This is a genomic window from Halorubrum sp. JWXQ-INN 858 (assembly GCF_009806985.1).
In the GTDB taxonomy this organism is placed as follows: Archaea; Halobacteriota; Halobacteria; order Halobacteriales; family Haloferacaceae; genus Halorubrum.
The window spans coordinates 22,290-28,408 of sequence record NZ_WUAX01000008.1 but is presented as its reverse complement, the minus strand read 5'-3'; the positions used below and the strand labels follow the sequence as shown (position 1 = coordinate 28,408).

Annotated in this window: 5 protein-coding genes; all 5 read left to right on the top strand. The window is 57.3% G+C overall.

The window, feature by feature from the left end; genetic code table 11:
- Positions 1-668 precede the first annotated feature (668 nt).
- The 5 genes from GRS48_RS05520 to GRS48_RS05500 all read left to right on the top strand — a co-directional run bounded on the left by GRS48_RS05520 (position 669) and on the right by GRS48_RS05500 (position 6,115).
- Positions 669-2,594, top strand: coding sequence for a hypothetical protein (locus tag GRS48_RS05520; RefSeq protein ID WP_159484377.1), 1,926 nt, complete (start codon positions 669-671; stop codon positions 2,592-2,594).
- A 141-nt stretch (positions 2,595-2,735) separates the two neighbouring features.
- A complete protein-coding gene (locus GRS48_RS05515; RefSeq protein ID WP_159484375.1) occupies positions 2,736-3,269 on the top strand; it encodes a DnaJ domain-containing protein in 534 nt (177 codons plus the stop codon).
- A 192-nt stretch (positions 3,270-3,461) separates the two neighbouring features.
- Positions 3,462-3,824: a hypothetical protein gene (locus GRS48_RS05510; RefSeq protein WP_159484960.1), complete on the top strand. Its 363-nt coding sequence runs from the start codon at positions 3,462-3,464 to the stop codon at positions 3,822-3,824.
- Positions 3,824-4,219 carry a hypothetical protein gene (locus GRS48_RS05505; protein WP_159484373.1) on the top strand — a complete coding sequence of 132 codons (396 nt, stop codon included), beginning with the start codon at positions 3,824-3,826 and terminating at the stop codon, positions 4,217-4,219. Before GRS48_RS05510 ends, GRS48_RS05505 begins: the two co-directional genes overlap by 1 nt.
- A gap of 156 nt (positions 4,220-4,375) precedes the next feature.
- The gene (locus GRS48_RS05500) at positions 4,376-6,115 is read left to right on the top strand and encodes a hypothetical protein (RefSeq protein ID WP_159484371.1); all 1,740 of its coding nucleotides are present in this window, start codon (positions 4,376-4,378) and stop codon (positions 6,113-6,115) included.
- The last annotated feature ends 4 nt before the right edge of the window (positions 6,116-6,119 follow it).

Here is a 6,119-nt window from a genome sequence, read left to right as displayed (position 1 = left end):
TGGGAATTCCTCGAATAATCAGAAGTATGTCAGGAAACACAAATCGATTCGGCGCAAGCGGAATAGTTGCAAACCTCCAGCGCTCATCTGAAATTAAGTCGGTCTGGAGTAAATCAAACAAGACACTTAGAGCCGTCTATCGTCGCGATTTCGCCGCTTCTGCATTTCTAAAGTTTCTCTCAAGATCGTATCTCAACCAGAATCTAATTGCGGACCCTTCCAGTCGGGCGGTTAGCTCCGCAAATCAGGGTGGTTTCTCGTGAGTCTCGGCAACGAGCTGAACGCCGGGAACCTGCTGACTACCGACGGACCCGGAGAGTTTTGGTGTCCTGTCTGCCAGCAGAGGTGTACCCGCAACTCGACGACTCGTGTCGAGTACGGTCACGCGCTCACCTGCCCGGAACGTCCTGACCAGGTGTCGGTACCTGACGACAAGTGAGGTCAGCAGCTGCGCGCCGGCCCACCTCCCCACGGGTCCGGCTCGACCTCGAGGTCGTCAACGACGCGATCTCCGTCAATCTCTCCAAGCGGCCGGCAACCTTGTGGTCCGTGAGGACCGGCGTACCCGGTCCGAACGGTGCCGGTCGCGCCATGGCGACCAGCGGGAGCCAAACGAGTGGCGGTGCTGTCGCGGCGTGGTCGCTGTCGCGCTCGCTCGGAGGTGGACGATGAGCGCGCCCAAAGACCCGTCTGCGGCTTGGCCTTCCAAGGAGACTAACTCTGTAAAGCCGTCTCTCACCGGATTAGAGGAGGACGCCGATCCCGTCGTCGAGCGTGTCACGGAGTTCGTAACAGAGTACCCGGAACTGGCCGAGCTTCCCCTCTCTGAAACCCATGGTCGCAAACTCCGGCGTATCGTGACCGATCCCGAGTGGGAACAGGATATGGTCGAACCTGACGATCCGCTTGAAAGCGGTTTCACCGTTGATCGGCTCCGGTCCCGTTCCGCCGCTACGTGGCTCGACGCCGTCCACGCCTTCCTCCGTTCTCACCACGAATATGACGGGATGCTCGCCCGGTTCGTCGACCGCGAAACCCGCGATGAGTTCGACGTACCGCTCGTCGACGCGTGGGGCGAAGACTACAGCCGGAAACAGTACGCACGTGCTCGTGCCCTACAGCGCCAGATGGGTGGTGGTACACGTCCCTCCGGCGGTGAAGCGATCCCCGCGTGGGAAGACCCCGTTACCGTGATGCTGACCTTGACCGCGTCCTCCGTTCCCGGCGGTGAGCGCCTCCCACCCGTCGAACAGATGGACGCGATCCACGACGCGTTTTCATACGACGGCGTTCGCGACACACTCCGCAACGTGATGGAGTATCATCTCGACCTCGATTCCGAACAGTGGGGCTACTGGCTACAGGCAGAACCACATGGGATGGGTGCAGCTGAAGACCCTGAAAAGGACGCCGGACTGAACGCCTGCTACACCCACGTTCACGTGGGCGTCTATTTCGACGCCGCCGAGTTCGACGCTCTTCGTCCCGTCGCTTCCGAATTCGAGCGGGTCATCGACAAACACGTCGACGTCTGTGACGCTGCTGGCTGGTCCGCACACGACTACACCCAGATCGACGACTACCTCCTCGATGATACCGGCTGCATCTCGATGAACGCGAACGTCGGAAACCTCGGATCGTATCTCGCCGCGTATATGGGCGGCTACACTGAAGATCTCCTCGACAAACCGATCGAATACGTCGCATGGGGTGCCGTCTACTGGTCCGCCGCTCGACGTCGAATCTCCCGATCACAGACCGTGAATCAGGCCATTCGCGCCGATCGCTGCGAGCAACGAGCCGAGTTCGAGGACTCCGGTCAGACGGATTCACACGGTGAGCGGGTTATCTGGGACGACGGTCACGGTGGAAACGTGGTCTGCGCCTGCTGCGGATCACCGTGGACAATCGACCAGGAACGTCTCGACGGTCCACGGGTGACTGAGACCGTCCTCGACGACGATCTTCGATGGGCGACGAACGTTTCGACCGTGCCTCCACCGGACGAGAAGCCCCGCGACCTCGCCGATCGTTGGCCGTCTGCCGAACGCGGGGCGACCACTGGCGAGTCACCACGAAAAGCGTTGATCCGCGATCGCGTCGAAACGTACCTTGACGTTCACGGTCGAACCGTCTCGCTTCCCTCGTTGCTCGCTCACCTGGACATCAACCCGAAACATCGAGAGTTCGTCGGCGGCATCCTCGCCGGAAAGGACGAACCACACTCCGATCAGTTCGATCGCAGCTCGCCGTGCGAGTTCGGCTACGAGTTGAAAGCGATCGTCGACCGTGACGGGAACGAGCACCAACCCGGCGGCGGGGGCGTCGACATGGTCTCACTGGAGCTGCCCGTTCAGCACATCGTCGAGAACACGCGGCTCGCGAACGACAAGGTCCCGGGCGAGATCTTCAGAAACTCGAAGACGAACGTCGCCCATCATGACCCCGAACTTATCGCTCGCGGGTTCATCAATCTCGGTATTACCGATCCCGACGTCGTCGACCGCCTCCTCATCGTCAACGACTATCACGTGAACGACCCGAGTAAGGAACGCGACCAACCTCGTCCCTGTATGGTTCGTCAGCCTCGTTAAATCTCTACTATCAATAATCTGCCTGAAGATGCCTAATGAATATAGGGCGCTGTTTTGTTATGATTGAAGCTTGATCTAGGCACACTGTAATTCGTTGTTTCGGAGAAGAGTTTTTAAGAATTAGATTCACACTTCCAATATATGTCTATAGAAAATTATTACCAGCTCCTTGGTATTGAGAGAAGCGCTACAAAGTCTGAAATAAATGCTGCCTATAGTGAGCACGTAGCACAAGTTCACCCTGATCAAAGCAGCGCATCAGATGCTGAATACTGGATGATTCAATTGAATAAAGCACGGGATACACTTTTAGAAAGGTCGTCAAGAGAAAACTATGATAGGTTCCTTGATAGATTCGGGCCAAAACAGGGTCATGATGAATTTCTCAAGTGGGAGAAAAATGGTAGAATCCCACCAGAGCAATGGGAATCACAGGTAACAGACGAGTCAAATACCCATGATCTAGCAGAGGCAGACCGTGATAGAGAGCGGAATAATTCTAAGAATAAAAAATCTAGTTCTGTGCTAGGTCAATATGTAATTGTAGGAGCTTTTGCTATTTTTGTTATATATCTGATTCTGCTGAGTACAGGAGACTATGAAATACCGGGTGATCCAAGAATAGTAGTCACACTACTAATTGGAATCTGGGCGTTTAGTCGATATATTAAATAATATATTAGTCACATTTGGCTGTACTCTTGAAGCCAATTCAGACCTAGAATCCATCGAAAAATAGCTATTTCAACATGTTTTGATTGTTCAGATACGACTTCTGCACTTAGTAACTTGGTTTTGATCTGATTACACTTTCACTCCGGCTTGTGTCTCGCTTTATTCGAAGTCTTCGACCACTAACAGTTGGAAATGTCGACTGATAAACCGACTCCGCCTGACGGCTTCGAACAGTTCGAAAGCGCCGATCTCGACGGTGAAGTGCCGACCGTTGAGCTCGGACCTGGCGACGTGCTGGAAGGACTCGTTCTCGACTTCACTGAGGGTGAAGGCGAATACGGCCCATGGTACCGGCTGAAGATCAAGGACGAATCCCGCGGTGTCGTTCGCTACTTCGCGAAGGGCGAAGTGAAACGCGCAGCTGCCCAGGACCGCATCGAAGTCGGGGATCCGATCTGGGTGGCGATGGACACCGAGGAGACGACGCTCGAACGGGACGACGGATCGACCCATGACTACCACCCGACGATGGTCGCCTTCCCGGGTGGTAGCTGATGGCGCACTCTAGCGGGCTGTCGGGCATGGCGTCCGACTACACCCATCTTCGTACGCTCCCGGCGCTCCTCTCTGTCGTTTTCGTAATGGCTGGACTCTACCAGTTCGGTGGTATCGCTGAGGTGCATATCGCGTGGGTGGACTACACCCTGTCGACGCAACACGCGACGATCGCCTCGCTCGGCGTGTTCCTGCTCGCCTTCGCGTCTTCGGAGACCAAGAGCTTCGACCATTACGAGCAGTCGGAACAGCTCGCTATTGCGGCTGGACCGCTGCTCATCCTCGGCTACCAGTATTCGGATACCGTCTTCGATCTGGTACAGACTGAGTCCATGTGGGGTCCGGTGATCGCGTTCCTCGTCACCGTGGTCTCGTGGGCCGTCGCCGTGCGATAACCACACCCCCTGCTCAAAATTATGAGTTCAAAACATGACACCCCGACTAGCTGTGAAGCCTCGAAACGCCGTACTGCTCGCCCTACTGTGGGCGATAACGAGCATGCTGATCTACGGGATCGCGATAGCGGCCCTCGTCTGAACCGCCGCCGGTTCATGCAGGGCCTCGGCGCGAGTGCCGCTGGTGCTGTCGGCCTCGCCTCGACCCGCGGCCCGGTCGGAAACGCGCAAGCGATTCCGCCTGCGATCGTGGCTGGCGTTACTGCTGCGACCGCTGGGGCGGTCGCCTACGACTGGCTGCTTCGTGACCACATAGTCGATGACTCGAACGCCCCGCCCGAGGGGCTGACGGCGGATGCACTCGAACAGGGTATTATTGAAACCGTCGTGGCTCGCGCATCAAACAACCGCTCGACCTTCATCGACAACCGGAACCTGATCGACGGAACCCAACACATCGCCTATACTGAGGGGAAGATCGCTGCGATCGATGCTCTCAATGAACAGGCATCACAGTCTGAAGTCGGTGATGCCGCACAAGACGCCGTCAACGACTACTACTCCGACCTGATGGCGAACCTGATCGAGTCGTGGAACGAAACTGTCAATGAGGCCCTCTTGATGCAGGACCGCATCGATGCCCACCCTGATGCCGATGAAGATATGTGGGGCGATATTCTCGCTTCGGTACGTTTCCACGAAAACGGCCGATCCCCTGAGGGGCTCAATCTCGATGGTGAAGTTACTCACACGCTCCCCAACGGTGACGACATAGACGTTCTCCAAATCGAGGTTGAATATACCTATTGGCTCGACGGGTCAATCAGCACTGATCGAACGTTTAACGGACCGCATGACTCTGTGTCGCCCGGCGAGGAGTATTTCCTCCCTATCCACCTTGATCACGTCGCGGATACGCCTCGAAGACGCTGGCTAAATCACCAAGAGTTCGGGGAGGTCTACGACGAGTTCGACGACGCTCGCAACAACGTCAATGACGGCCTGATCATGTGGGTGGATAACGTCTACGGTGACGTACAAGCTGGCGATCTCGACGTTACTGACCTGATCACGCCCCGCGAACAGGCTGCCATGATGGCCGAAGATGAGTCGATGGCGCAAGCCATCGCCGATCTCGCGGCTCTGAATATCCCTGTTGACGTGGAGCGCGAAGCGACGATCTACCTCCCGCACGTCGACGCCACGGTCCGCGGGACGCTCGGTATCACGCAGGACCAGCCGATCGAGTCTGGGGAGACGTACGACCCCGACGAAGACATAGACGGCTCGGTGTACCTCACGTACGACGTGAGCCTCGGCGAAGGCACGTGGGGTGCCTACGAAACCGGTGTCGACGGCGGTGAAGTCACCTTCACCGACGAACCGTGGCCCGGAACTACGTTCCGGCTCCACACTACTGCTGGTGAGTCCGTCGAGCTGGTCGCTGACGACTTCACGCCCGTCGACGAAGACGGCGACGAGGTCGACGACTGGGAGGACCCGGACCGCTGGCTCGTCGACATCTCTGCTGACGTTGAGACTGCCATCACGGAGATCGACGAGGTCGAATACTTCGCCTCGTCCGAGGCTTCGCAGCTTGAGACCATCCAACTGCAAAACGAGTTCACCGTCGAACGGATCGAAGACTCCGGTGGCAACGAGGTCGAGTCGATGGACTTCGAGAGTTCCGAACCGCAGTCCGACGACAACTACATCACGCAGGAAGAGTGGGACGAGATGGCGCAGCGGAACCAAGACCTGATCGAGGCGTTCGAGGACTCACAGTCCTCGGGCGGTCTCGGTGACTTCTTCGGCGGCTCTGACATCGGGGGCGTCCCGACGGTCCTGATCGTCGTGGTCGCCGCTGCTGCCGCCGCCTTCGGTCTCACCAACTGAACAA